Consider the following 2,927-nt stretch of genomic DNA (forward strand, 5'->3'; position numbering starts at 1 on the left):
AGTCACAAAATCGCTACGACTTACAGCATCAAACCCGCGATCCATTTGCGGGCTTCTCATCATTTAAATTTAGCGCAGCCAATTCCAATTACAACCATACGGAATTTAATGCAGAAGGAGTTGCGGCCTCGCTCTGGAAGAACATTGCTAATGAAGCGCGTTTTGAACTTGCTCATAAGCCCATTGCAGACTGGAAAGGCACCTTCGGGGCACAAGTCTCTGCAGCCTCACTCAACGCAACTGAAGTTGGCTCTGGAAGCTACGCAATTGTGCCGCCAACAAAAACGAATTCGAATGCCCTATTTTGGATTGAGGAAGGTAAATGGAATTCCTTGCAAGGTAATTTGGGTCTACGCTACAACAATGTGGCGCAGAAACCGAATTTAGGGACGGATTTAGACCTTGGTCAACAAACTACAACCGGCGTCACTCCAGATATAACCTTACAAAACCGCACATTCAATTTAATGTCCTACTCCGCTGGTGGCTTGTGGAACTTTATGCAAGGTCATGGCGCCGGTGTTGCCTATACCGTTTCTCAGCGTGCGCCTAGCGCTCAAGAACTTTACTCTTATGGTGCACATGAATCTACGGCAACATTTGACATTGGTAACCCTAACCTCAATAAAGAAACCTCACACAATCTTGAATTTAACATTCAAAAAACTAGCGGTTTGATGCGAGCTAAAGCCAGTGTTTATGCAAATAAATTCAATAACTATATCTATGGTTATTACACGGGTGCGGCAATTAATAATGGGGGTGAAGAAGGCGATGGATTTAGCGTGGTAACTGCTCAACAAGCAGCAGCAACTATCAAAGGTGTTGAAGGTGAAATGACATATAACTGGCAACAGCATGGCGTGGGTGGTCGCGTTTTCGGAGATGCCTCTCAAGGCACTTTTGATGCAGGCGGCAATTTACCCTTACAGCCTGCTCCACGATTAGGCGCAGAACTGGCTCATCAACGAAATGGCTGGCTCACCAATGCAACGTATATCTATAGCTATCAACAGAATAGATTGGCTAGTTGGGAAATCGGTCCTGCGCCAAGTTATAACCTCTTGAATGCAGGCATCTCCTATACAGAGAAAATTAAGGATGTGAATTGGACTGTGTATATGAATTTGAAGAACTTACTTAATGAGCAAATTCGATATGCCACTACACCAATGGCTGTGAGACTCTTCGCTCCGCAACCAGGCAGAAGTCTCATGGTTGGCTTGCGAGGAACTTTCTAAGCTTTAGACTATTTTAGGTAAGCCATCAATAAAGCACCCAATCCTCCGGAGCCAAGAATGACTAATACTGGGTTAATTTTGGTTCTGAGGATAAGGTAAAGGGTCACCAGTGCAAGCGCCGCAGTCACACCTCCCACGATAGAAGCTTTGCCCACGGCATAAACGCCAGAGGCCATTAGGCCAATTGAAATCGGCTCCAATGCATTTTGAATGGAACGTCTCCAAGGATTTTCACCAAAGCGATTCCACAGGCGGCCAACATAGAAACACAAGAAGCTCGACGGCAAGAAAAAGGAGAGCAGTACAACCCCTGCTCCCATTAGTCCTGCAATTTGATAGCCAATGACTAGGACCATCAACATATTCGGCCCCGGTGCCAACTGACCAATACTGTAAATATGAACGAATTGAGTATGGTTAACGCCAAACTGTTGCGCCAAGACTGTTTGCATCTCTGGCAATACGGCAGTGCCTCCGCCAACCGCCAAAATCGATAGCAAGGCAAAGCTCAAGCCCAGATGAATTAATGCACTCATACTTTTTTACTCGGCCGATATAAGTACAGAGAAATCGGCGCCATAATCAAAATGACATAGGGTAAAGATAATTTGGCAATACTCATTAATAAAAAGGTGCAAATAATAATGAGCAAAGATTGCATGTGTCTCCAATGATCACTGCCAATCTTGTAAGTGATGGCAGCCAAAAGTCCAGTAGCTGCAGCAGCAATGCCTGCCAACACATAGTTAACCAAGGGATGATCTGCAGCACTCGCATAGATGATGCCTACTGCTAATACAAAGATTGATCCCGGCAGAATGAGACCTATGGTTGCAGTAATTGCACCCAAGGCACCACGCAAATGGTCGCCAGAGATCACTGCGAGGTTTACAGAATTGAGACCTGGCATCGTTTGACTAATGGCCAGGTAGGCCATAAATTCATCTGCGGAAAGCCACTTACGTTTCTCAACCAATAAGATCCGCTCATAGGCAATAATCCCACCACCAAAGCTAACCGCTCCAATGATGAAAAATTGTATAAAGAGATCTTTTAGACTCGGCACTTCAGCATGAACGCCCTCAATATCTGAACCCATTACTATTCTGGCTTTCCATAAACCAAAGCAGTTTTAGTGCTACCTATTTCCAACCAGTTCGCAAGTTCGATTTGGAGTTTTTTGAAGAACTTATCAGCACGCTTATGTGCCTTAGCTTGCTTCCTATTGGCATCGTTAACGCGATAGGAAAATGCTAACTCACCAACAATCGGATCGCCAACACTTCTCATCCAGATTGCGATTTCACAATGGGCCTGAACACCATCACCAAAGACTAAATTACCAAGTGGTAAACAAGCTTCTAATATTTTATTAGTACTTCCACCAACAATACGAAGCGGCTTCTTCTTATCAATAGGTAGCTTGGCCAGGCCAGGGAAAAATTTGATAACACTAGATAAGGATCGTTCAAATAGACTATCTAGTGGTACCGCATCGAGAATTGCGTTGTTGGAATAAATAGATCTTGTTGATCCAATTGCATCTCCTCGTAGAATTTCTTCTTTGAGACGTAGGCGCGATTTGATCGATTTTTTGGGGGCAGGATTAAATTGGTTAGACTGGCCTATATCTCCTGTGCGGCACTTTAGAGTGACCTCACACCAGTCATCAACCCAAATATTTTG

4 protein-coding genes are annotated in these 2,927 nt (G+C 44.3%); 1 reads left to right on the forward strand and 3 read right to left on the reverse strand.

All coding sequences use genetic code 11. The features are described 5' to 3' along the window. Window positions 1–1,241 (forward strand): TonB-dependent receptor (locus B7X71_RS14580; protein WP_293601165.1); only part of this gene is annotated, 1,241 nt, incomplete at its 5' end. An 8-nt stretch (window positions 1,242–1,249) separates the two neighbouring features. Here B7X71_RS14580 and B7X71_RS14585 read toward each other — a convergent pair. The 3 genes from B7X71_RS14585 to B7X71_RS14595 form a co-directional block, all read right to left on the reverse strand. Further along, on the reverse strand, window positions 1,250–1,777 hold the full coding sequence (locus B7X71_RS14585) for a chromate transporter (protein WP_293599617.1): 528 nt from the start codon (window positions 1,775–1,777) through the stop codon (window positions 1,250–1,252). After that, window positions 1,774–2,340, reverse strand: a complete 567-nt coding sequence (locus B7X71_RS14590; RefSeq protein WP_215303423.1) for a chromate transporter — start codon at window positions 2,338–2,340, stop codon at window positions 1,774–1,776. The genes B7X71_RS14585 and B7X71_RS14590 overlap by 4 nt, the downstream gene beginning before the upstream one ends. 2 nt (window positions 2,341–2,342) lie before the next feature. Continuing rightward, window positions 2,343–2,927, reverse strand: a 585-nt coding sequence (locus tag B7X71_RS14595) for a hypothetical protein (RefSeq protein ID WP_293601167.1), incomplete at its 5' end; no start/stop codon positions are given.

This window comes from Polynucleobacter sp. 39-46-10, from assembly GCF_002282275.1.